The following is a 24,344-nucleotide window of genomic DNA, read 5'->3' as shown; positions in this document are numbered from 1 at the left end:
GCCAGCCTCAATGCGCTCCAAGCAGCTCGGATGCCCGCTTCAACACGGGGGCATCCACCATGCGCCCTTCGAACTCGAACGCCCCGCTGTAGCGCGCGGCGGCTTCAGTGACCTGTCGGGCCCATTCCAGCCGCCGCGCGTCGGGGACGAATCCGCGATGCACCGCAGCGATCTGCGAGGGGTGGATGCACAACTTTCCGCCAAAGCCCGTGCGGTATGCACGTTGCGCATCGTGCAAGCCGCGCTGCGCATCCCGGATGTCCAGCGTCACGCCATCCACGGGGGGCGCCAGGCCGGCAGCACATGAGGCCAACACGATCTGGGCACGGTAAGGCGCCAGCACGTTGTCCAGGTCACCGTCAGGCATGTCGTGGTCGATGCGCAGGTCCAGGCAGAAGTCCACCGTACCGAACAGCAGTCTGACAACCCCAGGACATTGCGCCAGAAGTTGAACGTTTTGCAGGCCAGCAGCTGTCTCCACCAGCGCAAGCAGCGGCACGGGGCGGCCAATAGACCGGCGCACGAGGTCCAGTTGCCCAGGCGCCTCTGCCTTGGGGACCACCACAGCGGCCACGCCCAGATGTCCGCACAAAGCCAAGTCTTCGTCGATCCACGGCGTATCTGTGGCGTTCACGCGAACCAGGCCGGTACCACCCCGCTCCAGGTAGGCATGGCAGGCAGCACGCGCACGCGCCTTGTCATCCATCCGCACGGCATCCTCCAGATCGAGAATCACCGCGTGCGCGCCACTGTCGGCGGCCTTGGCAAAACGTTCAGGACGATCGCCCGGAACAAACAGCAGCGACCGGGCCGCGGACAGCTTGGAGGTCCACATCGGGTCAATCCAGGCTGACTTTGGCATTGCGGATGATGGTACGCCAGCTGCTGATATCTTCATTCAGCAAGCGGGCCAGTTGGGCCGCGCTGGAGGGCATGGGCTGCGCACCTTGCTCCTCCATTCTTTTGGTGTATTCGGGGTTGGTCAGCACCTTGTGTATGGCCTGATTCAGTCGGGTGCGCAGCCCCTCGGGCACACCGCCAGGCGCGAAAACTGCGAACCACGAATCCACAATCATCGGAGGGTAGCCACTTTCGAGGGCTGTGGGCAGCTCGGGGAACAACGGTGAACGCTGCCCGCCAGTGACCGCGATGGCGCGCAGTTTTCCCGAGCGAATGTGGGGAAGCGCTGCAGGAATGGTGGAGATCATGAACTGCGTCTGCCCGGCCATCAGATCGACCAGAGCGGGGGCCGCGCCCTTGTAGGGTACATGCGTGATCTTCAGGTCTGCCAGCTGGGCATACATCTCACCGGCCAGGTGAAAAATGCTGCCAGCCCCTGCCGAGCCGTAGCTGACCTGACCGGGGTGGGCTTTGGCGTAGCTGCTCAGTTCCGGAAGCGTCTTCACTGGCAATGCAGGATTGACAACGACAACGTTGTTGACACGCGCCACCAGGGAAATCGGCGCGAAACTGGTGACCGGGTCCCACGGGATCTTCTTGTACAGGGACGGGTTGATGGCATTGGTGCCGTTGTACCCAAGAAGCAGCGTGTATCCGTCGGGCACGGCCTGCGCCACCACAGAGGCGCCGATATTGCCGCCCGCACCACCACGGTTGTCTACCACCACAGGCTGCCCTAGTTCTTTGCCTAGCCCATCGGCCAGGATGCGCCCGACGATGTCGGTAGTCCCCCCAGCCACGAAGGGCACGATCAAGGTGACAGGTTTGGCAGGGTAGCTGTTCGCAAAGGCAGAGGTGGCGCAAAAGGCTGCCGCCAAGGCGAGCAGAACGCGGCGGCCCACTGGGCGAAGAGAGTTGCGAGGCGTGGTCATGGGTTGTCTCCTGGTAGTGCTCGTTGTATTGCTAGGTTGCGTAAGCCATGGTTTCTTGAAAGGTGCTGCCATCTCTAGCGCGCCTAAAACAAGGCCTCGGCCTGCATGGAAACCGCGCCGCTCTCCAGCGTGGCCCACACCATGGCTGTGCCGGCGCTCTCGCCCCAGTGCAGAGTCAGCGTCTGGCCCAGCAGTGCAGGGCGCAGGCCCCTGTAGCGGAATTCGCGCAGCGGACACCCGGCGACTTCTTGCGCCCAGGCCGCCAAAAGGGTTGCATTGAGCGGGCCATGGATGACTAGGTTGTCGTAGCCTTCCACCTCACGGCAGTAGTCCAGGTCATAGTGAATGCGATGGCCATTGAAAGTGAGCGCGGAGTAGCGGAACAACTGCGTGGCGTCGGGTCGGTAGGTACGCGTACCGGTAGAAATGGGCAGGCCCGCATCGGTGGGCACATCAGCGCCAACGGGTGGAGCGGGATGGGCCGGTGCGGCGGACTTGTAGACGATGTCGTGAAGCTCCCGGAGCGCCAGTTGCCCTTGGTGCCAGATCTCATGCGCCACCGTCACGAAGACCAGATCGCCACTGCGCCCCACCTTGTGCTGCACCGACGCAATGCGCGAGCGCTTCTCCACCGCAGCCCCTAACGGCAGGGGGGCATCAAAGTTCACTACGCCGCCAGCCCACATGCGGTTGGGCAGAGGTACGGGGGGCAGGAAGCCGCCGCGCGCTGGATGGCCGTCGCGCCCCAACTCAGTGGGCGGCAGGCCCTCCAGGAAGTAGGTCCAGTGCCACAGGGGAGGCAAAGCGGCGCCAACACCCAGAGCATCGCGGGACAGTCCGAGTGTGGCGGCCATCAGACCGGCGTGGCGCGGCGCCAACAGGTCATGGGTAGTGGTTTCGCGGCCCACCCAGTTTTGCAAGTAGGCAAGATTGATCTCATTCATGGCAAGGACTCTCCAATGGCAGCGTGGTGCAAGGGGCTGGCAAATGAGCAGCCGACGATTTCCGGGTCAGGCAGACTTCTGGGCAGAACGCGCTTCGTCGAAGTCCGTTGGCCGTTCGGCAAACTCCCTGCGTAACACCTCCGTGTGCTGTCCAAGCTCGGGGGCCGGGGCAAAGCGGCCAAGATCCCAGGGGCCGCGCACGGGCGGTGCAACCATGTCCACCGCCCGTCCCTGCACCGGCATGGACCAGGTGCGCAGTGCCGGGTGTCGCGCCATATCTCCCACCGATCGCACCTGGCCATAGGCAGTGTTGGACTGATTGAGCCGTGCAAGCGCCGCTTGCAGTGGAAGCGCAGTGAATGCCTGGACGATGATGGCGTCCAGCTGTGCCCTGTGGCGCACCCGATCGGAGTTGCTGGCAAAGCGTTCATCTGCCGCCAGTTCTGGTTGCAGCAGGAACCTGCTGCAAAACATGCCCCACTCGCGCTCGTTCTGGATGCTGATCACCACATCCTTGCCATCCTGCGTGGTGTACGCCCCATAGGGTGCAATAGAGGGATGCCTCAGCCCTTGGCGGCCTGGCGCCCCGTCGCCCTGGGTTTCGTGCAGATAGGGAACAGTCATCCAGTCGGCTGCACCGTCAAACAGCGACACAGATACCCCACATCCCTTACCAGTGCGCTCACGCAGTGCCAGCGCGGAAAGGACGGCAATGGTGGCATTCATACCTGCACCGATATCGCAGATCGACACGCCAATGCGCCCGCACGCCTCCGGAGCGCCACTTATTGCGGCCAGACCGCTTTCACACTGCACCAGCAGGTCATACGCCTTGAGCCCGCTGGCGGGACCATCGGCACCATAGCCCGTGATGTCACAAGTAATCAGGCGCGGATACCGTGCACGCAAGCCCGCACTGTCAAAGCCAGCGCGCTCCAGGGCGCCTGGCGCCAGGTTCTGTACAAAAACATCGGCCTGGGCGAGCAAACCATGCAGGAACTCGGCATCTGCGCTTTGCTTGAAATCCAGCACCAGCGACTCCTTGCCGCGATTGGTCCACAGAAAGTAAGAGGAACTGCCATGGACAGCATGGTCGTAACCTCTTGCGAAGTCGCCTTCTGTGCGCTCGACCTTAATGACCCGTGCACCCATTTCAGCCAGTCGGCCAGTGCACAGTGGCGCGGCCAGCGCCTGCTCAATGGAGACGACCAAGAGGCCGTCCAGAGGGCGAACAGAAGTCTCTGAGACGAAGGAACTGCTACGGGCAGAGGAGTTTTTTGCTTGCATGGCGCAAGTTTCTCCAGGCAGTCCCGGCATGAAAAGCGAGTTCTTGCAAAACCATCGTTCGCATAAAACGAACAAGCGACGTCAAGAAGCCTCCCATGGCCCTGCTACCGTTCGGTTCCAATCGACACGTTCCAACAGTGAAAGCGGAGACAGCGAAGCATGCGCTATGAACTCACCGACCTGAAGGTTTTCCTCGCCGTGGCGCAGGAGGGACATCTGTCACGCGGCGCGCGGCGCTGTCACCTGGCGCCGTCCTCTGCGAGCCTGCGCCTCAAGGGATTGGAGGAGGCTGTCGGCACGGCGCTTTTTGTACGCCATGCGCGGGGAGTCACTTTGACCCAGGCAGGCAACGTGATGCTGGAGCATGCTCGGCGCTGCATTGCTCAGTTGGAGCAGATGCACGCCGACCTGCAGCCTTTCTCGAAGGGGCTGGCAGGACATATCACCCTGTTCGCAAACAACAATGCCATCAGTTCGTTCCTGCCCGATGATCTCGCCCAGTTCTTCACGGCCTACCCGGCTGTGCGCATCACCATGGAGGAACGGCTGAGCCTGGACATCGTCTCCGCTGTGGCCGCTGGACGCGCGGATGTGGGGGTTGTTGCCTTTGAGGAGGAACACATCGGCCTCGCGTTCCTTCCCTACCGCGATGACCAGCTTGTACTGCTGGCCCCATTGCAAAGCGCACTGGGGAGCCGTCGTTCAGTGCGGTTCGCAGACTGCCTGGACCAGCCGTTTATCAGCCTGCAATCAGGAGCCGCTCTGCACACCTATCTCATGAACCATGCAGCGGCGCTAGGTGCACGCCTGGATGTGCGAGTGCAGGTATCAGGCTACCGGGCGATAGCTCGCTTGGTGGCGTCCGGGGCAGGTGTCGGTGTGGTGCCACGGTCAGCGATGGGGCGAGGAGATCACGGCAAGTTGGCCTGCCTTGCTATCGAAGAGCCCTGGGCCCAACGACGGCTCAAGGTCTGCTTTAAGGAAGGCATAGAGCAAATCAACCCCTTTGTGCCACAGCTTGTAAGCATCCTGCGCAAACAAAAATGAAGAGACAGCGCCTCAAGAGGTTTTGAGCAAAAAAGCCCACAACTTCGCTATGGTGCTCCCAGCCGCTGCGACAGGCTGCGCGCGGTATCACGCAAATGGCAGGCTGCAATGCTGTCCGACCCCGTCTGCAGCGTCGCGCTGGGGCCGATCACGGCGATGCACAGCACCAGCTGCCCGAACCCATCAAACACCGGCGTGGCCAGCGCGCTGATGCCGGGCAGGAGCTGGTCGGTCACTTCGCTGATCTGGTGCTGGCGCACGGCCTCCAGCTCGGCCGCAAAGGCGGGCTCGTCCAGTGCTCCCGCAAACCCTTCGGCCGCCAGTGCAGCCGCAGCGCGCTCGCGCGGGCCAAAGGCTGCAAACACCTTGCCCGTGGCCGTGTGCCGCACCGAGGCCGTGGTGCCGTGGCGCATGGCCACATACACGGCCGTGGGGCCCTCTTCCACCCGAATGATGGTGGGGCCGTTGTCGCCCCAGACCGAGGCCGACACGGTGTAGCCAATGCGCTGGGCCAGCGCGGGCAGCTCGGCAATGGCCAGGCGCACCGGGTCCACCTGCTGCAGGCTGATGAGGCCGAGCTGCATGGCCAAGGGGCCCAGGCCGTAATGGCCGCTCACGGCGTCCTGCTCGATGAGGCCCAGCTTGCCAAAGCTCACCAGGTAGGGGTGGGCCTTGGCGGCCGTCATGTCCGCTGCGCGGGCCAGGTCCTTGAGCGCCATGCGCCGGCCGGTGCGCGCCAGCACCTTCAACAGCTGACCACCCACCTCCACGCTCTGGATGCCGCGCGGGCTGCGGGGCGTGTCTTCGTCGTCGGCGGGGGGCTGGTCGGGGGTCGTGGTGGGCATGGGGCGATTGTCCACGCAGCGCAGCATCCATACGCCCTTCGGGTTTACACCTAAACAAATGCGTTAGACATGAACGAATTTCTTGCCTAACATCAACGCATTCCGTTTAGATAAACGCATTCACCATTAACAAATCACCACCATGAGCACCGTCAAAACCTTTGCCTCCGCCGCTGACCTCGAAGTGAAGAAGGTGAGCTTCGACAAACTCTCCGACCACGCATATGCCTACACGGCCGAAGGCGACCCCAACACCGGCATCATCATTGGCGACGACGCGGTGATGGTCATCGACACCCAGGCCACGCCCGTAATGGCGCAGGACGTGATCCGCCGCATCCGCGAGGTGACGGACAAGCCCATCAAGTACGTGCTGCTCTCGCACTACCATGCCGTGCGCGTGCTGGGGGCCAGCGCGTACGGCGCCGAGCACATCATTGCCAGCGAGGACACTCGCGACCTGATCGTGGAGCGCGGCCAGTTCGACAAGGACAGCGAGATCGGCCGCTTTCCGCGCCTGTTCCAGAACGTGGAGAGCGTGCCCGACGGCCTGACCTGGCCGACCATGACCTTCAACAAGAAGATGACCCTGTGGCTGGGCAAGCTGGAGGTGCAGATCCTGCAACTGGGCCGGGGCCACACCAAGGGCGACACGGTGGCCTGGCTGCCGCAGGAAAAGATCCTGTTCAGCGGTGACCTGGTGGAGTTCGACGCCACGCCGTATGCGGGCGATGCGTACTTTCAGGACTGGCCGCAGACGCTGGACAACATCGCAGCCCTGAAGCCCGAAAAGCTCGTGCCCGGCCGGGGCGCTGCGCTGCAAACGCCCGATCAGGTGCAAGCGGGCCTGGCGGGCACACGCGCCTTCATCAGCGACCTGTACGAGAGCGTGAAGGCGAGCGCAGCCAAGGGCGAAGACCTGCGCAAGGTGTACGAAGCCACGTTTGCCAAGTTGCAGCCCAAGTACGGCCACTGGGTGATCTTCAACCACTGCATGCCGTTTGACGTGACCCGTGCGTACGACGAGGCCACGCAATACCCCGACCCACGCATCTGGACCGCTGAGCGCGACATCCAAATGTGGAAGGCTTTGGAAGGCTAGGCCGCTGAGGTTGGAGGAGACACAACAATGAACCCCAGAGACATCCCCCCCGAGGCCTTCCACTCCAACGGCGCTGAGGTGCAGGCCCTCGATTTTGGATATGTGCGCTCGCCTGACCAGGACCGCACGACGCCTGCGCAGCACCCCGTCGTGGTCATCGGCGCAGGCCCCGTGGGCCTGTCACTCGCCATCGACCTGGCCCAGCGCGGGCAGCGCGTGGTGGTGCTGGACAACGACCACAAGCTCTCCATCGGCTCGCGCGCCATCTGCTTTGCCAAGCGCACGCTCGAAATCTGGGACCGCCTGGGTGTGGGCCAGCGCATGGTGGACAAGGGCGTGTCGTGGAACCTGGGCAAGGTGTTCCTCAAAGACGAGCAGTTGTACGAGTTCAACCTGCTGCCCGAAGAGGGCCACGAGCGCCCCGCCTTCATCAACCTGCAGCAGTATTACGCCGAGGCCTACCTGGTGGAGCGTGCGCTGCAGTTGCCGGGCATCGACATCCGCTGGCACAACAAGGTGACGGCCGTGCAAAGCCGCGCAGACGGCGCGCTGCTGAGCATCGACACGCCCGAGGGCGCGTACCAGATCGACGCGCAATGGCTGGTGGCCTGCGACGGCGCGCGCTCGCCCACACGGCAGATGCTGGGGCTGGAAAGCAAGGGGCGCATTTTTCAGGACCGCTTTTTGATCGCCGATGTGAAGCTAGCGGATGAGGCGAACTTCCCCACCGAGCGCTGGTTCTGGTTCGACCCACCCTTTCACCCCAACCAGAGCGTGCTGCTGCACCGCCAGCCCGACAACGTGTGGCGCATCGACTTCCAGCTGGGCTGGGACGCCGACCCCGAGGAAGAAAAGAAGCCCGAGAACATCATCCCGCGCGTGCAGGCGCTGCTGGGTGCGGAGGCGCAGTTTGAGCTGGACTGGGCGAGTGTCTACACCTTTGCCTGCCTGCGCATGGACCAGTTTGTGCACGGCCGCGTCATCTTTGCGGGCGACAGCGCGCATGGCGTCTCACCCTTCGGCGCACGGGGCGCCAACAGCGGCGTGCAGGACGCGGAGAACCTGGCCTGGAAGCTGGACTGGGTGCTCCAGGGCCGCGCCAGCCCAGCGCTGGTGGCCACCTATGGGCCCGAGCGCGAATACGCCGCTGACGAGAACCTGTGCAACTCCACCCGCGCCACCGACTTCATCACGCCCAAGAGCGAGGTGAGCCGCCTGTTCCGCGACGCGGCGCTGCACCTGGCGCGTGAACATGCGTTTGCACGGCGCATCGTCAACAGCGGCCGCCTGTCGGTGCCGGCCACGCTGCATGCTTCGCCCCTGAACACGCCCGACAACGATGCATTTGTGGGCACACAGGTGCCCGGCGCCGTGCTGCTGGACGCGCCATTGACCAAACAAGGCCAGCCCACCTGGCTGCTGCGCGAGCTGGGGCCGGACTTCACGCTGCTCGTGTTTGGCCCGGCCCCTGCCTGGGCCCGTGACCTGCCCGGCGTGAAGGTGCTGCAGATCGGCATCGACGTGATCGACCAACAGGCGCAGGCGGCGCAGCGGCTGGATGCGCTGCCGCGCACCGCGTACCTGGTGCGGCCCGACCAGCATGTGTGCGCGCGCTGGCGCACGCCCATCGAAGCAGCGGTGCGCAGCGCTCTGGCGCGTGCCACGGCCGCAGCCGTCTGACCAGGAAGACGACAAGGAACATGCCCATGCTGAACACCCAACCGAACCTGCAGGCCTGCGACGATTTTTATGAAGCGCTGATTGCTGCGCACCAGGGCCTCTCCACGCCCGAGAGCCACGCCATGAACGCACGCCTGGTGCTGCTGCTGGCCAACCACATCGGCGACCAGACCACGCTGCAGCACGCGCTGCAACTGGCGCGCGGCAGTGCCGTGCCGATGGCCGACCGGCGCACCACCCCGGCCGTCACGCCGGTGGTGCCCACCCACGCGGTGGCAGCCTAGCCGTACTAATCCTTTCCATCCCCACAGCTTCAGCACCGCGCAGACGGTGCAGGGCCCGGGCTTTGCCTTGATCTTTTTGACAACACCACGGAGACAACACCATGCAGCGCAAACATTTCCTCGCCACCCTCGCGGGCCTGGCCCTGGCCACCACCCTGCCCCTGGCCCAGGCCCAGGACTCCAAGCCGCTCGAATGGGTGGTGGGCTACGCGGCGGGCGGCGGCTCGGACATCGTGGCGCGCACGATTGCCGAGTCGATGTCGGCCACGCTGGGCCGCACCATCATCATCAACAACAAGCCCGGCGCGGGCACCAACATTGCCGCTGAGTACAGCGCACGCAACAAGGACTACGGCAACCTGATGTTCTCGGCCGACTTCGCCACGCTGGCGGCCAACCCGTTCTTGTTCAGCAAGCTCAGCTACAACGCCGAAAAGGACTTCCAGCCTGTGGGCCTGCTGGTGCGCTTTCCAATGTTCCTGGTGGTGTCCAACAACGTTCCCGCCAAGAATCTGAAGGAGTTCATGGCCTGGGCCAAGGGCCTGCCCGATGGCGTGAACTGGGCGTCCGCCGGCCCGGGCAGCCCGCACCACCTGGTGGGCGAGCTGTTCCGTGAGCAGAGCGGGCTCAAGCTCACGCACGTGCCGTACCGGGGCGCGGCACCGGCCATCCAGGATGTGATTGGCGGCCAGGTGCCCGCGATGTGGATTGACAGCGCGACGGTGTACCCGTTCCTCGCAGGCAACAAGGTGCGCGCAATTGGTGTGGCCAGCCCGCAGCGCGTGACGACCATGCCCGATGTGCCCACGATTTCCGAACAAGGTTTGCAGGGGTTTGAAGGGTTTGCGTGGCAAGGCCTGGTGGTGCCCACGGGCGCACCGGCCGATGTGGCGGCGACCTTCAGCAAGGCGCTGCAGACGGCCCTGGCCGACACGCGCACCAAGGCCCGGCTGCAGGCGCTGGGTGTGGAGCCCATGCCCGGCACGGCCGCCCAGATGGGCAGCTTTGCACGCACCGAACGCGAGAAGTGGGGCCGGGTCATCACCAAGGTGGGCGTGAAGCTGGATTGACGCAGGGCAGGCGTTGCAGCCGCTGGCGCCGGTGGCGCCGGTGCCGCATACCATGGCGGCCATACTCAGCGAGAGCCCCATGCCCGACGCCACCACGCCCCCAGCCGCTGCCACTGCCTGCGCGCCCCCGCAGTGGATCAGCATGCGCAAGCTACCCGCCTGCAACCTCTACCCGTGCCATATCTACAACCACCCGTTCGATGACGCGCTACGGTTGTTTGCAGCCCGCAGCACCCGGTTTCGTTCGACCCAGGGCGCGCCACGGGCGGGGCGTCAGTTTGCGCTGCGGCTGGCCAGTGGCCGCCATGCGCTTGTCACCAACTACGACGACTTTCCCTACTCGCTGGAGTTCTCCCTGCAGATCACACAACCAGCCCGGGGGCAGGCTGCCGCGTATCTGGCCGACCTGGAGGAGCTGCTGAAGCCCCTGGGGCTGCCCGTCCCGGACAAATCCCACGACGGCGCACTCCAGTGGCGGTCGGCAGACACCCATCGGCGAGCCCGCTGAACTAGCCCGCCGCTTTCTGGCCCCGTACCAGCCGCCGCTTGCGCTGCAGCGCGGGTGCCAGCCACAGCAGCTGCACCGTGGCATAGCCCAGCACGGCCATCACCAGCCCCAGCGTGGGCAGGCCCACCAGCAGCGGCGTGCCCAGGGCCTGCATCCAGGCGCCCAGCGCCTGCACCGAGAAGTCCCCGCCTGGCACCACGCTGCTCCACTCGGGCAGAGAGTGCGAGCCAGGCATGACCAGTGCGCCCAGATAGAACGCCAGCACATACAGCGGCACGGTGGTGAGCGGGTTGGTATAGAACGTGGCCACGCCACCCGCCACGATGTTGCCGCGCAGCCAGGCGCACACCAGCAGCGTGCCCGGGATCTGCAGCGGGCCGGGGATCAGGCCGCAGAACATGCCCGCCGCCACCCCGCGTGCCAGCGGCTGGCGCTGAAAGCGAAACAGCGCACGCTGCTCCAGCCAGGGCTGGTAGCGCGACAGCCAGCCGCGCTCCAGGTAGGCACGCGCCCGGGGCTCCAGCCCACGCAGCCAGCGGCGCAAGGTGCAGAGCATCTGCATCGGCGCCCCTCTCAGCCCCAGGCCAGCGCGGCGGCGGCACCGGCGCCACACAGGGCCGACAGCCCCATCAGCAGCCGCACATCGCGCCGCTCATTGCCCGCCCGGTGGGCGATGACGGTAGCCGCGACCAGGCCCCCCAGGAGAAAAAGCAGAACAGAGTCGAAGAGTTCCATGGTGCGTGGCCTTGTTTCAGTCTTTGGGTGGCAGGGCGGGGGCACCGTGGGCGCTTTCGCCCGAGCTGCGCAGCGACAGGTAGATGGAACCGGCGATCAGCCCGGCGGTGACCAGCAGCGCATAGCCGATCGGGATCTTCACGAGGTCGATGAGCAGCATCTTGCTGCCGATGAACACCAGCACCAGGGCCAGGCCATAGGCCAGCAGGTGGAAGCGGTTGGCCAGGTCAGCCAGCAGGAAGTACAGCGCGCGCAGGCCCAGGATGGCGAAGATGTTGGCCGTGAGCACGATGAACGGGTCGCTGGTGATCGCGAAGATCGCAGGGATGCTGTCCACCGCAAAGATGATGTCGGTGGTGCCGATGAGCACCAGCACCACAAACAGCGGCGTGAAGTGCTTGACGCCATTGATCATGGTCGAGAGCTTTTCGCCATCGAACTTGTCGGTGATGCGGATGCGCTTCTTCAGGAACTTGAGCACCGGGTTGGTGGCGATGTCAGGCTCCTGCCCGGCGGCAAACCACATCTTGATGCCGGTGATGACCAGGAACGCGCCGAACACATACAGCAGCCAGTGGAAGGTGGCCAGCAGCCAGGCACCGGCCAGGATGAGCAGCGTGCGCAGCACGATGGCACCGATGATGCCGATGATGAGCGCGCGCTTCTGGTACTGCGGCGGCACGGCAAAGTAGCTGAACAGCATCAGGAAGACGAAGATGTTGTCCACCGACAGGCTCTTCTCGACCAGGTAGCCGGTGATGAACTGCATCGACACCGTGTTGGCCACCTCGCGGCCCTGGCTTCCGTCCAGGTACCACCACAGGATGGCCACGAACACGAAGGCCAGCGAGAACCACAAGAGGCTCCAGCGCAGCGCCTCTTTCATCGTGACCTTGTGCGCGCCCTGGCGCTCCATCACCAAGAGGTCGATGGCGATCGCCACCACCACAAAGACGGCAAAACCCGCCCACATCCACCAGGTGCCTATTGTTTCCATGCTCTTTCTCCAAAGGGGTATTGCTCTGGCCGGGCGCTAGCCCAGCGGCAGACCCGCACTGTAGGGACGCAGGAGATTCTTTAAAACCTGTCATATTGGTAGCATTGGTTCTGTTTTTACGAACCAACCACCTTTTTGACCAAACCGTCACGCCAACATCATGAGCCAGAGCTTCAACTACCGCCATCTTTTCTACTTCTGGGTGGTGGCCAAGGAGGGCGGCATCGCGCGCGCCGCCGAGCGGCTGGACATGGCCGTGCAGACCATCAGCGCCCAGGTGCGCGAGCTGGAAAAGTCGCTGGGCGTGAGCCTGCTGCGCTCCGAGGGCCGCAACCTGGTGCTGACCGATGCGGGCGTGGCTGCGCTGCACGAGGCCGACCACATCTTTGCGCTGGGTGAGTTGCTGCCCGTGCGCGTGCGCGAGGCCGCCAGCGGCCAGACGCTGCGGCTGAACCTGGGCATCTCCGACGGCATTGCCAAGCTGGCCGTGCACCGGCTGCTGACCCCCGTGCTGGACGAGCCCCACCTGCGCCTGCTGTGCCACGAGGGCGAGTTCCAACCCCTTTTGGGCGAGCTGGCGCTGCACAAGCTCGACGCCGTGCTGGCCGACCGCGCCGCGCCCCCCAACCCCGCCCTGCGCACCACCAGCCAGCTGCTGGGCACCAGCGCCATCGCCTGGTACGCGCCCCCGCTGTGGGCCGAGGCGGCGGCCAACAGCTTCCCCCACAGCCTGGCCGTGGTGCCCGTGCTGCTGCCCACCGACCACGCCGCCATGCGCGCGCGCATCGACCACTGGCTGGAGCGCGAACGCATCCGCCCGCGCATCGCGGGCGAGTTTGAAGACAGTGCGCTGCTGAGCACCTTTGCCGCCACCGGCATGGGCGTGATGCCTGCGCCGGTCTCCCTGGGCGAGCACCTGGCGCAGACCCACGGGCTGGTGCAGGTGGGCACCACGCCCGACGTGCAGGAGCAGTTCCACCTGATCTACAGCGCCCGCAAGGTGATGCACCCGCTGCTCACCCGGCTGCTGGAGGCGGGGAGCAGCGGATCACTCCTGAATTGATAGCTATCAGCGCTTACCCATCAGGCGGAAGAGGCCAAAAAAGCCCAAAACTCAGCGCACACAGAACCCTGCGGCCCGTCAGTCGCGCCCAGCCCGCTCGATGTGCAGCGCCGCCGATGCCGGGTCGGAAAAGCACAGCTCGTGGCTGCCCGCGCACTCCACCAGGCGGAACAGGCCCAGCCGCTCCGACAGGCGCGGGTGCCAGGGCAGGCTGTGCGGCAGCGCGGTGTCCTGCTGCGCGTTCAGGTAGCTCTTGCCCACCTCCAGCGCGGCCAGCGGCACGGGCAGCTGCGCGGGTTCGGTGAAGGTGCGGTAGGGATGGGGGTTGAGCAGTGCGTAGGTGCTTTGCGCCAGGGCCTCATCGGCATCGTTGATGAAGGCCTCGCGCCAGATGGGGTACGGCAGCATCACCGCATTGCCGCTGCTGGCCGCGACCTGGTCGAACAGCGCGCGGTAGTGCGGCGGCACCAGGTCGTTCAGACACTCGCCCGGCTGCGGCACAAAGGCGTTCCAGTACACCAGGCGGCGAATGCGCCCGGGCAGGCGCGACGGCATGTGGCTGATGACCATGCCGCCATAGCTGTGCCCCACCAGTCGCACATCGGTCAGCCCCTGGTTGTCGATATAAGCCGCCAGCGAATCCACCGCATCGGCCAAGCCGATGGCCGCGCGGTCGTCGCCGGGGTGGTTGCCCGCGAGTGTGGGGCAGTGCACGGTGTGGCCGCGCGCGCGCAGGTGGGTGGCGGTGGCTTCCATCTCGGCACCGGTGTGCCAGGCGCCATGGACCAGGACATAGGTATCTGGCATATGTGTCTCCTTGGGGTTGTGTTGCAGGACCGGGTTATCCGCCCTGCCGCTACCTTAGAAACACCGGGTGGTGCTGAATGGACTGTGCGTGCCAGCTGGCTGTGCAGGGTGTGCCAAAAGCTTCACCGCCGCGCAGCACGGCAAGGCGAAGCAACAACGACTCGGAGGATGGGGAGACGGAATCAGCCGCCGCGCCGCCACTGCGCGGGCGACGCCCCCATGGCGCGCTGGAAGGCGCGCGCGAAGTGCGAAGCGTCGGCAAAGCCGCAGCGCCGCCCGATCTCGGCCACGGCCACATGGGCCAGCTGGGGGCGGCGCAGCAGCTCGCCCGCCCGCGCCAGGCGTAACTCGCGCAAGGTGCCCGCAAAGGTGTGGCCCTGCGCCGCAAACGCGCGGTGCAGGGTGCGCAGCGACACACCCGCCTCCTGCGCCAGCGCTGGGGCCGAGAGGCTGGGCTGGTCGATGCGCGCCCGCAGCAGCGCACACAGATGGGCATGCAGGCTGCCTGCCGCCGTGGGGGCGGGTGGCTGGGGCGGCTCCAGCGCCGCGCACAGCAGCGCGCCCAGGTGGTCGGACAGCAAGGCGGGCGGCAGGGCCTGCGCCGAGGCCGGGTCGCGTGCCAGTTGCACGGCCAGCGCCCCGAGGCTCTGGCCCCAGCCCTGGTCGCGCCAGGCCACACGCGGGCCGGGCGCCTCGGCCTGCTGCAGCCACTGCCCTACCCAGGCGCGCGGCAGCTGCAGCGACACACAGTGCACGCCGTCGGGAAAGTGCAGTTCGTACGGCCGGGCCGAATCCAGCAGCACCACGTCGCCCGGCCGCAGGTGGGCCACATGGCCATCCTGGCGCACATGCCATGCGGTCTCGGCCTGGCCGATCAGGTAGAAGGGCAGCTGGCGGCTGCGCGCAATGCCGGCGGGCGTGCGAAACACATCCTGGGTGGAGGCCCGCACGCGGTTGATGGACAGCGTCTCCACCGGCAGGCTTTGCAGCTCGCCGCCAAACAGCGGCGCCTCGCGGGAGCTGCAATCCATCTCCAGAAACGCCTCGCAGATCGCGCCCACCCAGTAGTCCAGGCGCGCGGGCGGCGCCACCACGTCGGTGGTCCACTGGCGCAGAGCAGTGGGGGACGAGGGCGCGGGGGCGAAGGCGGGCATGGCGCCCAATCTACCGGCAAGGGTGTCTGGCGGGCAACAGGGCAAGCCCTGCCGTCCGCCCGCTAACTTGCATGCCCGCCGGGTTCAGCGCTGCGGCATGTCCTTGACGGAGTACCCCAGGCTCACCGTGGCGTCGTCAGGAATGGCGGGCATGGATGCGTTCCACGCCTCCCACGCGGCGCGCATGGCCTTCAGGCGGTCGGGCTCCACGGGCGCACGGTTGGCGCGCTCGCGTTCGTCGTCGGCCAGGTTGAACAGGTAGTCGTTGCCATCCACGTGCAGGTACTTCCACACGCCCTGGCGCATGGCGCGCTGGCCTCGGTGGTTCATGCGCCAGAACAGCGGGGGCTCGTCAATCATGTTGGCATCGCGCAGCAGCGGCATCAGCGAGCGGCCGTCCAGCGGGTAATCCGCATGCGCGGCGGCCCCTGCGGCGTCGAGCATGGTGGCCGACCAGTCCATGGTCATGCAGGTCTGCGCGCTCACGCCGCCGGGGGCAATCACCGCAGGCCAGCGGGCGATCCAGGGCACGCGGATGCCGCCTTCGGTCAGGTCCATCTTGCCGCCCACCAGCGGCCAGTTGTCCGAGAAGCGCTCGCCGCCGTTGTCGCTGGTGAACACGACCAGCGTGTCGCGGTCGATGCCGTGGCGCTGGAGCGCGGCCATGATGCGGCCGATGCCCTCGTCCATGTGGTGGATCATGCGGCGGTAGGTCTCGATGTTGCCGCCGTGCAGGTGGAACAGGTTCGTCTTCACCTCCTGCGCCAGCGCCTCGTCGTCGCGGGTCTCCCACGGCCAGTGGGGCGCGGTGTAGTGCAGGCTCAGGAAGAACGGCGTGCCGGCCTGTGCGCCCTCAGCCATGCGCTGCACATAGTCGAGCGCGTGGTCGGTGATGAGGTCGGTGAGGTAGCCGTCCTGCTGCTTTTCTTCCTCGCCCAGGTACAGGTCGTGCGTGCCATTGGAACTGCAGTGGGTGAAATAGTCCACCCCGCCCGACATGGGTCCAAAGAACTCTTCATAGCCCGAGCGCAGCGGCCCGAACGCGGGCGGGTAGCCCAGGTGCCACTTGCCCATCAGCGCCGTGCGGTAGCCCGATGCGCGCAGCAGCGAAGGCAACGTGGGGTGCTCGGGCGGCAGGCCCAGGGTGGTGCTGCCCCGGCTCTTGCTGTTGATGGGCTCCTCGGCCGCGCCGCGCAGGCGGTACTGGTAGCGCGCGGTCATGAGCGCAAAACGTGTGGGCGAGCAGACGGGCGAATTGGAGTAGCCCTGCGTGAGCTTGAGGCCCTCGGCCGCCAGCTGGTCGAGCACCGGCGACACGGGGCCAAAGGCTGCATCGCGGCCGCCATAGCAGCCCAGGTCGGCATAGCCGAGGTCGTCGGCGACGATGAAGATGATGTTGGGGCGGGTGGTCATGGTTTGAAGCCCGAGCGCTGCACGACCGGCGCCCATTGCGCGCGGTAGGCCTTGAGCATCGCTTCGGTCTGCGCCATGGTTGCCACAACGGGCTCCATCTTGGCGGCTTCGAACTTGCGCTGGGTGTCCGGGTCCTTCATCACCTCATGGATCAGACTGGCCAGGCGCTCGGCCTGCGCCTTGGGCATGCCCATGGGGGCAAAAAAGGTGTTCCAGCCGGTGGCGGCCAGGTCCAAACCGCTTTCCTTGAACGTGGGGATCTTGGGGTCCAGCGCACTGCGCTTGGCGCCCGACACCGCCAGGATGCGGATCTTGCCCGCCTCGTGCTGGGGCAACAGGGTGTCAAACGTGTCGAACGCCACGGGCACCTGGCCGCCCAGCAGGTCATTCAGCAGCGGCGCCGAGCCCCGGTAGCCCACCACCTCGGCGCGCACCTTGGCGGCGTCGCCCACCATCAGGCCAAAAAAGTGCGGCAGGCTGCCGGTGGCGGGCACGCCGAAGTTGGCCTTGTCCGGGTTGGCCTTCAGCCAGGCCATCAGGTGCGGCAGCTCCTTGACCGGCACGGCACTGCCCACGGCCACGCCGAATTCGTAGCTGTTCACGTGGCTCACAGGGCGGAAGTCGCGCTCGGGGTCGTAGCCCGCGTCAGGGAACACCAGCGGCGCTACCAGCATCACGGCGGGGTTGGCCAGCAGCAGCGTGGGCTGGTTGGCGGGCGCGGCTTTGACGGCCTGGGCCGAGAGGCGGCCGCCCGCGCCGGTCTTGTTCTCCACGATCACGGGCGTGCCAAGCTTGCTGCCCAGCTTGTCGGCCACGATGCGGGCCACGCGGTCGGTCGCGCCGCCGGGTGCGTAACCCACCACGATGCGCAAGGGGGTCTCCTGCGCCTGGGCCAGGGTGGCGCACAGGGCGAGTGTGGCGGTCAGCACAAAAGCAAGGGGTTTGCGCATGGTCGAAATCTCCAGGGGCGATGGCAGGGCCCGCGCAGCCGCGCGGGGGGTGGATGGCCGGACTGTATTGGGCACACAATCAATTGATCTAATCAATCATTGCCCGGAAATACCCTGATGCCCGCGCCTGCACCGGCCCCCTCACCACCCACCCCGCCCGGCCACCGGCTGGCCCACCCGCAGGCCGCCAACGACCTGCTGATGTACCGCCTCAACCGCCTGCTGGCCGTGGCGGGCAGCCTGGTGGTGCGGCTGTGTGAAGGTGGCTACGGAATCACCCGGCGGGAGTGGGGCCTGCTGATGATGCTGGCGCAACACCCGGGCATGCCACCGGCCGAGCTGGCCCAACGGCTGGGGCTGGACCGGGCACGCACCTCGCGCGCCATCACCTCGCTGCTGGCCAAGAAGCTCATCACCCGCGACGCCATGCCCGGCGACCGGCGCCAGGCCGTGCTGACCCTCACGCCCGCAGGCCAGGCGGTGCACGATGGCCTGTTCCCGCAGGTCAAGGCGCTCAACCAGGAGTTGCTGGCCGGGCTCGAACCCGAGGCCGTGTCGGGCCTGGACCAGGCCCTGGCCGACATGCAGCAGCGCGCCGAAGCGCTGGTCGCCACCCGCACCGATGTGCCGCGCACCTACCGGCTGCGGGGCGGACGGCATGTGGATTGAGGGACATCCCCCGCAGTGCGCCCCAAAACGGGGAGACGGCGATATCCTCCAAGACGCCTCGTAACACCCCTGCAGGTCCGCCCGCGCTTTCCGTCCGACCACGACCCACGCCCTACCACCCGCCCTCATGTCCCAGCACTCGACCTCTTTGTGGAGCCCTCTGCGCCAACCCGCGTTCCGGGGCCTGTGGATTTGTGGCGGCATCTTTTTTGTAGGCAGTGGCATGCAGACCATGGCAGCCGCCTGGCTCATGGTCGAGCTGACGGGGTCGTCCTTTCTGGCCGCGCTGGTGCAGACAGCCGTGTTCATGCCCATGTTCCTGCTGGCGTTGCCTGCCGGTGTGCTGGCCGACACCACGGACCGGCGGCGCCTGATCTCAGGCGCTTTGCTGGCGCAGGCGGGGGCCAGTGCGCTGCTCACGCTGCTGGTGCTGGGCGGCTGGGGCGGGTCGGCTTCGGTGCTGTTCCTGGTGTTTGTGTGCGGCTGCTGCACGGCGGTGCTCACGCCCGCATGGAACTCCTCGGTCATCGACCCGGTGCCGCGCGACGAATGGCCCCAGGCCATCACCGCCGTGAGCATTGCCTACAACGCGGCGCGCGCCATCGGGCCTACGCTGGCGGGGCTGGTGTTTGCCCAGCTGGGCGCCGGGTGGGTGTTTGCCGTTACGGTGACCACCACGCTGGTGATGTGGGACTCCATCCGCCGCTGGCCGCCCAAGGCACACCCACCCTCCAAGCTGCCCGCCGAGCGCCTGTGGGGCGGCACCCTGAGCGGCCTGCGTTTTGCCTGGCATTCGCGCATGATCCTCGCGCAGCTGGTGCGCGTGATGGCGTTCAGCGCTGCAGGCTCGGCCCTGTGGGCGCTGCTGCCGGTGATTGCCCAGCGCCTGGGCACCGGGGCACCGGGCTTCGGTTTGCTGATGGGCTGCCTGGGCACGGGCGCGGTGGCCGTGGGCCTGGTGCTGGGACGGCTGCGCGCGCGTTTTGGCATGGAAGTCATCGTGGGCACCGGCGGCATCGTGTTTGGCGCGGCCATGCTGGTGGCGGCCCTCACCAAGATCACGGGGGTGGTCTACATCGCCATGCTGTTTGCGGGCGCGGCCTGGATGTCGGCCATGTCCACCTTCAACACCGCCACCCAGGCCAGCGCGCCGCAGTGGGTGCGCTCACGCGCCGTGGCCATGCACATGGTGGCGGCGCTGGGCGCGTTTGCTATCGGCTCGGCCTTCTGGGGTGCGGCGTCGGACATCCTGGGCCTCACACCCACGCTGTGTGTGGCCGCCGCGCTCATGGGCGTGGGCCTGCTGCTGGCCCGCCCCATGCCGCTGCGCATGGGTGCGCTGCACGAGGTGACCCAGGCCACGCCCTGGGACGAACTCTTCATCGAGGCCGAGCCGCTGCCCGAGGCGGGCCCCGTGGCGGTGGAAGTGGGCTACCGCATCGCCCCCGGCACCGACGCCGCCTTCCTCGACACCATCAGCCGCATGAAGGCCCCGCGCCGCCGCGACGGCGCCACCTTCTGGCGCGTGTACAAGGACCTGGGCGAACCCTCGCGCTATGTGGAGCGCTTCATCGTCGAGTCCTGGGCCGACTACCTGCACCAGCGCGCCCGCGCCACCATGGCGGACCAGGCGCTTGAGACGGAAGTGCGGGCGTTCTTGGCACCCGGCGAAGTCGTGCGGATGTCGCACTACATCGCGGAGCGGTAGGCGCCCTGGAGCCGACCCTCGGTGGTTTCGGCTTGATGCGCGTCAATTTCTACCGCCAAATCGGGGGGCGAGGCCGGCGGTCGGCCTGCGACAATCGCAGGATGACCTTCGCCCCCCTTGCCAACGACACCTTCCTGCGTGCCTGCCGCCGCCAGGCCACCGACTACACGCCCCTGTGGCTCATGCGCCAGGCGGGGCGCTATCTGCCCGAATACAAGGCCACACGTGCCCTGGCGGGCAGCTTCATGGGCCTGGCCACCAATGTGGACTACGCCACCGAAGTGACCTTGCAGCCGCTGGAGCGTTTTCCGCTCGACGCGGCCATCCTGTTTTCCGACATCCTCACCGTGCCCGACGCCATGGGGCTGGGCCTGTCGTTTGCCGAGGGCGAAGGCCCGCGCTTTGCCAAAGTGGTGCGCGACGAGGCTGCGGTGAATGAACTGGCCGTGCCCGACATGGACAAGCTGCGCTACGTGTTCGACGCGGTCACCAGCATCCGCAAGGCATTGAACGGCCGCGTGCCGCTGATCGGTTTCTCGGGTAGCCCCTGGACCCTGGCCTGCTACATGGTCGAAGGCAAGGGCAGCGACGACTACCGCCTCGTCAAGAGCCTGATGTATGCCCGCCCCGACCTGATGCATCGCATCCTGGCCGTGAACGCCGACAGCGTGGCCGCCTACCTCAACGCCCAGATCGACGCGGGCGCCCAGGCCGTGATGATTTTTGACAGCTGGGGCGGCGTGCTGGCCGATGGCGCGTTCCAGGAGTTCAGCCTGGCCTATACCAAGCGCGTGCTGGCGCAACTGAAGCGCACCGGCGTGGATGGCACGGACGTGCCGCGCATCGTCTTCACCAAGGGCGGCGGCATCTGGCTCGACGACATGAAAGACATCGACTGCGAAGTGCTGGGCCTGGACTGGACGGCCAACCTGGGCAAGGCGCGCACCATCGTCGGCGGGCAGGTGGGCGGCCCCGGCAAAGCGCTGCAGGGCAACATCGACCCCAATGTGCTGTTTGCACCGCCCGCGCAGATCGTGACCCAGGTGCATGCCGTGCTCGACAGCTTTGGCAAGCCCCACACCGACCGCAGCACCAGCGGCCCCACGCACATCTTCAACCTGGGCCACGGCATCAGCCAGTTCACCCCGCCCGAGCATGTAGCGGCGCTGGTGGAGGCCGTGCACAGCCACTCGCGCGCGCAGCGCCAGGGGTGAAGGCGCCCGGCCCGCAGCAGCGTGGCAACGGGCTGCGTGGCGCCCTGCGGGTGCATCTTCTGCAACAGAAGAAAAACCGCAGGGCGGCAATACCCGAGCGGCTCGAAGGGCCTACTTATGCACAAAAATGGCGCAGCACCGGGGCCTCTGCGGCCCCCGTGCACACAAAGTGGGCAGGGCAGAAAATATTCTCATCAACGACGTAAGTGGTTGATTTAAAACGATTTCGCAAGGCTGCTTTTTTGGCGGGCATTCCAGCCAAAGCACGGCCCGTCAAGGACTTGCGTGGCAAACACAGGGGATATCAACAAAGTTATCCACAGGAATTCTGGATTTCTTGCAAAACCCCAGTCAAATCAAGCACTTGCAGCCTACATCGCAGAAAAGACTGAGCATGCGGGGGCATCACTAACACAAATTAAGGGTTTTCCCGGCCATTGACGCCCTGCTGGCTGCCTGACTTATGCACAAAAATCTTGATGCGGCGCAACATGGGTGGCCCACCAGGCGCTAGCACAGAAAATGCACCCAAAATTCTTCAGATGATTGATTCATAAGGATTTTTTCTCACTGCCAATTTTGTGGGCATTCTGTTCAGGGCCAGTATTCATGCGGGTTGGCGGGCGGTGGATGCAGGATGTCAACAAAGTTATCCACAGAAAGACGGGATTACTCACACGGCAAGCCAAATCAAGCACTTAGCCGCCAAACCTCCACCCGGCCTCCACAAGCCCCTGTAACTGCCATAGCCTGTGCCTATCCATTCCGCCATCGTCCACGTTGCCTTGCACACCCCCTCGCACAGCGGCGTGGGGGACCTGCTCAGCTATGCCAGCGCGCAGCCCCTTCCCCCTGGCACGCTGGTGCGGGTGCCGCTGGGCAAGCGCGAGGTGCTGGGCGTGGTGTGGGACGCTGCGGAGGCCACGGGCGAGCTGCCCGAGGGTGCGGCCATGCGGGCGGTGGCTGGGGTGCTGGAGGGGGTAGCGCCACTGGCCCTGCCCTGGCGCCGCCTGGTGGCCTTTGCCGCGCGCTATTACCAGCGCGCCCTGGGCGAGGTGGCGCTGGCTGCCCTGCCGCCCCAGCTGCGCGACCTGCAGCCCGACCAGCTGGCGCGCCGACTCAAGCGCCCCGCCAAGTCGCAGGAAGGGAACAGCAGCGAAAACGCGATTCAAACAATAGCGCTCACCACAGAGCAGGAGCGCGCAAGGGCCCAAATTTCTTCTGAATCCGGCCCCTTCCTGCTGTTTGGCAGCACCGGCAGCGGCAAGACCGAGGTCTACCTGCGCTGCGTGCAGGAAGCGCTGGAGTCCGACCCCACGGCGCAAGCGCTGGTGATGGTGCCCGAGATCAACCTCACCCCGCAGCTGGAAGAGCGCTTCACCGCCCGCTTTGCGCCGCGCTTCGGCAGCCAGGCCGTGGTCTCGCTGCACAGCGGCATGACCAACCCGCAGCGCCTCAAGAGCTGGCTGACCGCGCACAGCGGCGCTGCCCGCATCGTGCTGGGCACGCGCATGGCGGTGTTCGCCAGCCTGCCGGGCCTGAAGATCATCGTGGTGGACGAGGAGCACGACCCCAGCTACAAGCAGCAGGAGGGCGCGCGCTACTCGGCGCGCGACCTGGCCATCTGGCGCGGGCGTGAGCAGGGCGCCAAGGTGCTGCTGGGCTCGGCCACGCCGTCGCTGGAGAGCTGGCACGCCAGCCGCCCGCCCACGCCCGAAGACCCGGAGGGCGGGCGCTATGTGCGCCTGGCCATGCCCAGCCGGATCGGCGCCGGCGTAGGGACAGAGAGGGGCGCGGGCGCCCCGGCCCGCGTACGCCGCGTGGACATGAACCAGCAGCCACGCCGTGCGATCTTCAGCGCGCCGCTGCTGGCCGCCATCACCGAGCGCGTGGCGCGCGGAGAGCAGAGCATGGTGCTGCTCAACCGCCGGGGCTACGCACCCGTGCTGCACTGCGCCGACTGCGGCTGGAAAAGCGACTGCCCCCACTGCAGCGCGCACCAGGTGTTCCACAAAGCCGACCGCACGCTGCGCTGCCACCACTGCGGCTACACGGTGCGCGTACCCCGCGCCTGCCCCACCTGCGGCAGCCCCGACATCCATTCCATGGGCCGGGGCACCGAGCAGCTCGAAGAGCAGCTTGGCGACCTGCTGTCCGAGGTGCTGCGGCCCGACCGCACGCCCGCGCGCATCGCCCGCATCGACGCCGACACCACCAAGGCCAAGGGCGCGCTCGAAGCGCAGCTGGCGCAGGTGCATTCCGGCGAGGTGGATGTGCTGGTGGGCACGCAGATGATTGCCAAGGGCCATGACTTCCGGCGTATCACCCTGGTGGCCGCCGTGCAGCCCGATGGGGCGCTGTTCAGCAGCGACTTCCGGGCGCCCGAGCGGCTGTTTGCGCTGCTCATGCAGGCGGCCGGCCGCGCCGGGCGGGACGCCGCCTACATGGCGACCCAGGGTACGCAGTGCGAGATGTGGGTGCAGACATTCCACCCCCAGCACGCGGTGTACGAGGCGCTGCGCAAACACGACTACGAGGCCTTCGCCGCCCAGCAGCTCAAGGAGCGCGAAGAAGCCGCCATGCCCCCGTTTGCCTACCAGGCCCTGGTGCGCGCCGACGCCCGCACGCAGGAGGTGGCCCAGGGCTTCCTCACCGCCGCCACGGCCGCCGCACACGCGGCGGGCCTGCCGGGGCTGGACGCGGTGACGCTGTTCCCACCCGTGCCGCTGACCATCCAGCGCGTGGCCAATGTCGAGCGCGCGCAGATGCTGATGGAAAGCCCCAGCCGCGCCGCCCTGCAGCGCTTCCTGGCCGCCTGGCAGCCCGTGCTGCAGGCCACGCGCAGCGCGCCCGAGCACAAGGGGCTGGTGCGCTGGTTGGTGGACGTGGACCCGCTGGTGATTTGACGCTTTTTAGGGCCCTACCGCGCGTTGCACAAGCGCAAACAGCTATCAAATCAAGAGCATCTAGTTTCCAGAAACGAAGGGTTTGCAGAGTCCCGAACTTCCACTTTTTAAAACCAAAAATAATATTGA

Annotated in this window: 23 protein-coding genes; 11 read left to right on the top strand and 12 right to left on the bottom strand. The window is 66.4% G+C overall.

What is annotated here, in order from left to right:
• Window positions 1-7 precede the first annotated feature (7 nt).
• The 4 genes from AvAM_RS13925 to AvAM_RS13910 all read right to left on the bottom strand — a co-directional run bounded on the left by AvAM_RS13925 (window position 8) and on the right by AvAM_RS13910 (window position 4,063).
• Window positions 8-835 carry a CoA ester lyase gene (locus tag AvAM_RS13925; protein ID WP_137747616.1) on the bottom strand — a complete coding sequence of 276 codons (828 nt, stop codon included), beginning with the start codon at window positions 833-835 and terminating at the stop codon, window positions 8-10.
• A gap of 4 nt (window positions 836-839) precedes the next feature.
• On the bottom strand, window positions 840-1,832 hold the full coding sequence (locus AvAM_RS13920) for a tripartite tricarboxylate transporter substrate binding protein (RefSeq protein ID WP_137747615.1): 993 nt from the start codon (window positions 1,830-1,832) through the stop codon (window positions 840-842).
• 83 nt (window positions 1,833-1,915) lie between these two features.
• Window positions 1,916-2,776 (bottom strand): MaoC family dehydratase N-terminal domain-containing protein, encoded by an 861-nt coding sequence (locus tag AvAM_RS13915; RefSeq protein WP_137747614.1) that lies wholly within the window; start codon window positions 2,774-2,776, stop codon window positions 1,916-1,918.
• Window positions 2,777-2,842: 66 nt separating this feature from the next.
• A complete protein-coding gene (locus AvAM_RS13910; RefSeq protein ID WP_137747613.1) occupies window positions 2,843-4,063 on the bottom strand; it encodes a CaiB/BaiF CoA-transferase family protein in 1,221 nt (406 codons plus the stop codon).
• A 159-nt stretch (window positions 4,064-4,222) separates the two neighbouring features.
• Between AvAM_RS13910 and AvAM_RS13905 the strand changes: the two genes are divergently transcribed.
• Window positions 4,223-5,110, top strand: coding sequence for a LysR substrate-binding domain-containing protein (locus AvAM_RS13905; RefSeq protein ID WP_137747612.1), 888 nt, complete (start codon window positions 4,223-4,225; stop codon window positions 5,108-5,110).
• A 47-nt stretch (window positions 5,111-5,157) separates the two neighbouring features.
• Here the strand turns inward: AvAM_RS13905 and AvAM_RS13900 are convergent, their stop codons facing one another.
• Window positions 5,158-5,955, bottom strand: coding sequence for an IclR family transcriptional regulator (locus AvAM_RS13900; protein ID WP_137747611.1), 798 nt, complete (start codon window positions 5,953-5,955; stop codon window positions 5,158-5,160).
• A 142-nt stretch (window positions 5,956-6,097) separates the two neighbouring features.
• Between AvAM_RS13900 and AvAM_RS13895 the strand changes: the two genes are divergently transcribed.
• The 5 genes from AvAM_RS13895 to AvAM_RS13875 all read left to right on the top strand — a co-directional run bounded on the left by AvAM_RS13895 (window position 6,098) and on the right by AvAM_RS13875 (window position 10,599).
• Window positions 6,098-7,057: an MBL fold metallo-hydrolase gene (locus AvAM_RS13895; RefSeq protein WP_137747610.1), complete on the top strand. Its 960-nt coding sequence runs from the start codon at window positions 6,098-6,100 to the stop codon at window positions 7,055-7,057.
• 27 nt (window positions 7,058-7,084) lie between these two features.
• Window positions 7,085-8,737 (top strand): FAD-dependent oxidoreductase, encoded by a 1,653-nt coding sequence (locus tag AvAM_RS13890; protein ID WP_137747609.1) that lies wholly within the window; start codon window positions 7,085-7,087, stop codon window positions 8,735-8,737.
• A gap of 26 nt (window positions 8,738-8,763) precedes the next feature.
• Window positions 8,764-9,021, top strand: a complete 258-nt coding sequence (locus AvAM_RS13885) for a DUF2783 domain-containing protein (RefSeq protein WP_137747608.1) — start codon at window positions 8,764-8,766, stop codon at window positions 9,019-9,021.
• A gap of 101 nt (window positions 9,022-9,122) precedes the next feature.
• On the top strand, window positions 9,123-10,091 hold the full coding sequence (locus tag AvAM_RS13880) for a tripartite tricarboxylate transporter substrate binding protein (protein ID WP_137747607.1): 969 nt from the start codon (window positions 9,123-9,125) through the stop codon (window positions 10,089-10,091).
• 79 nt (window positions 10,092-10,170) lie between these two features.
• Window positions 10,171-10,599 (top strand): hypothetical protein, encoded by a 429-nt coding sequence (locus AvAM_RS13875; RefSeq protein WP_137747606.1) that lies wholly within the window; start codon window positions 10,171-10,173, stop codon window positions 10,597-10,599.
• Between the two features lies 1 nt (window position 10,600).
• Here the strand turns inward: AvAM_RS13875 and AvAM_RS13870 are convergent, their stop codons facing one another.
• Genes AvAM_RS13870 through AvAM_RS13865 form a run of 3 tightly spaced genes read right to left on the bottom strand, consistent with a single transcriptional unit; the run spans window position 10,601 to window position 12,331 of the window.
• The gene (locus tag AvAM_RS13870; protein ID WP_249368136.1) at window positions 10,601-11,161 is read right to left on the bottom strand and encodes a DUF2062 domain-containing protein; all 561 of its coding nucleotides are present in this window, start codon (window positions 11,159-11,161) and stop codon (window positions 10,601-10,603) included.
• Between the two features lie 11 nt (window positions 11,162-11,172).
• The gene (locus tag AvAM_RS25675; RefSeq protein ID WP_171012227.1) at window positions 11,173-11,334 is read right to left on the bottom strand and encodes a hypothetical protein; all 162 of its coding nucleotides are present in this window, start codon (window positions 11,332-11,334) and stop codon (window positions 11,173-11,175) included.
• 16 nt (window positions 11,335-11,350) lie between these two features.
• Window positions 11,351-12,331 carry a TerC family protein gene (locus tag AvAM_RS13865; RefSeq protein ID WP_137747605.1) on the bottom strand — a complete coding sequence of 327 codons (981 nt, stop codon included), beginning with the start codon at window positions 12,329-12,331 and terminating at the stop codon, window positions 11,351-11,353.
• Window positions 12,332-12,491: 160 nt separating this feature from the next.
• Between AvAM_RS13865 and AvAM_RS13860 the strand changes: the two genes are divergently transcribed.
• Window positions 12,492-13,394 (top strand): LysR family transcriptional regulator, encoded by a 903-nt coding sequence (locus AvAM_RS13860; protein ID WP_137747604.1) that lies wholly within the window; start codon window positions 12,492-12,494, stop codon window positions 13,392-13,394.
• A 78-nt stretch (window positions 13,395-13,472) separates the two neighbouring features.
• On the opposite strand, the gene AvAM_RS13855 is transcribed toward AvAM_RS13860, so the two are convergent.
• The 4 genes from AvAM_RS13855 to AvAM_RS13840 all read right to left on the bottom strand — a co-directional run bounded on the left by AvAM_RS13855 (window position 13,473) and on the right by AvAM_RS13840 (window position 17,718).
• Window positions 13,473-14,201: an alpha/beta hydrolase gene (locus tag AvAM_RS13855; RefSeq protein WP_137747603.1), complete on the bottom strand. Its 729-nt coding sequence runs from the start codon at window positions 14,199-14,201 to the stop codon at window positions 13,473-13,475.
• Between the two features lie 182 nt (window positions 14,202-14,383).
• On the bottom strand, window positions 14,384-15,355 hold the full coding sequence (locus tag AvAM_RS13850) for a helix-turn-helix domain-containing protein (protein WP_137747602.1): 972 nt from the start codon (window positions 15,353-15,355) through the stop codon (window positions 14,384-14,386).
• A gap of 84 nt (window positions 15,356-15,439) precedes the next feature.
• Entirely contained in the window at window positions 15,440-16,768 is a 1,329-nt protein-coding gene (locus AvAM_RS13845) for a sulfatase (protein ID WP_137747601.1), read from the bottom strand.
• A complete protein-coding gene (locus AvAM_RS13840; protein WP_137747600.1) occupies window positions 16,765-17,718 on the bottom strand; it encodes a Bug family tripartite tricarboxylate transporter substrate binding protein in 954 nt (317 codons plus the stop codon). Before AvAM_RS13840 ends, AvAM_RS13845 begins: the two co-directional genes overlap by 4 nt.
• A 117-nt stretch (window positions 17,719-17,835) precedes the next feature.
• Here AvAM_RS13840 and AvAM_RS13835 point away from each other — a divergent pair, with 117 nt between their 5' ends.
• From AvAM_RS13835 to priA, 4 genes are all read left to right on the top strand, one after another.
• Entirely contained in the window at window positions 17,836-18,387 is a 552-nt protein-coding gene (locus AvAM_RS13835) for a MarR family winged helix-turn-helix transcriptional regulator (protein WP_137747599.1), read from the top strand.
• A 127-nt stretch (window positions 18,388-18,514) separates the two neighbouring features.
• Window positions 18,515-20,095 (top strand): MFS transporter, encoded by a 1,581-nt coding sequence (locus tag AvAM_RS13830; protein WP_137747598.1) that lies wholly within the window; start codon window positions 18,515-18,517, stop codon window positions 20,093-20,095.
• A 101-nt stretch (window positions 20,096-20,196) separates the two neighbouring features.
• Complete coding sequence (gene hemE / locus AvAM_RS13825; RefSeq protein WP_137747597.1) at window positions 20,197-21,309, top strand: uroporphyrinogen decarboxylase; 1,113 nt, start codon at window positions 20,197-20,199, stop codon at window positions 21,307-21,309.
• Window positions 21,310-22,067: 758 nt separating this feature from the next.
• Window positions 22,068-24,215 (top strand): primosomal protein N', encoded by a 2,148-nt coding sequence (gene priA / locus AvAM_RS13820; protein WP_375708158.1) that lies wholly within the window; start codon window positions 22,068-22,070, stop codon window positions 24,213-24,215.
• The last annotated feature ends 129 nt before the right edge of the window (window positions 24,216-24,344 follow it).

Source organism: Acidovorax sp. NB1 (assembly GCF_005405905.1).
Taxonomy (GTDB): Bacteria; Pseudomonadota; Gammaproteobacteria; order Burkholderiales; family Burkholderiaceae_C; genus Acidovorax.
The sequence above is the reverse complement of the archived record's forward strand: the minus strand, read 5'-3'. Positions and strand labels throughout refer to the sequence as shown.